Below are 467 nucleotides of genomic sequence, written 5' to 3'. Positions count from 1 at the left end.
TCATCCAGAGCCTGATCAGCACCTGCAAGCTGCACGATATTACCCCCTACACCTACCTGGTGGACGTGTTGCAACGCATCAGCCAGCACCCGGCCAGTGAAGTCAGCGACCTGACCCCACGCCACTGGAAAACCCGGTTCGCCGAAAACCCGTTACGAGCGCTGATCGACCCACGCCATCCTGACCGACAGAACAAACAGCCGGAGGCCACCGTTCGTGCGCATTGAAGACATGAGCATCGACCAGTTGCTGGAACTGAATCAATATATCTGCCAGCGCATTGATGAACTGCGGGATCAGGAAAATCTCCAGGCACTGAGTCAGTTGCGGGTTGGCCTGAAGGTGACCTTCGAGGGCCGGGAGGGCCCGGTGTTGGGGATCGTCACCAAGATCAACCGCAAGAGTGTGATCGTGTTGGCCGAGGATGGCACCAAGCAATACAAGGTCTCGCCGGAGTTATTGAGGCC

Annotated in this window: 2 protein-coding genes; both read left to right on the top strand. The window is 57.6% G+C overall.

All coding sequences use genetic code 11. The features are described 5' to 3' along the window. Positions 1-227, top strand: a 227-nt coding sequence (locus EZI54_RS24095; protein WP_131484363.1) for a transposase domain-containing protein, incomplete at its 5' end; no start/stop codon positions are given. Beyond that, a partial coding sequence (locus EZI54_RS24090) for a hypothetical protein (RefSeq protein WP_131484362.1) occupies positions 217-467 on the top strand: 251 nt, incomplete at its 3' end. The genes EZI54_RS24095 and EZI54_RS24090, both read left to right, overlap by 11 nt.

The sequence above is a fragment of the Marinobacter halodurans genome, assembly GCF_004327985.1.
In the GTDB taxonomy this organism is placed as follows: Bacteria; Pseudomonadota; Gammaproteobacteria; order Pseudomonadales; family Oleiphilaceae; genus Marinobacter_A; species Marinobacter_A halodurans.
The sequence above is the reverse complement of the archived record's forward strand: the minus strand, read 5'-3'. Positions and strand labels throughout refer to the sequence as shown.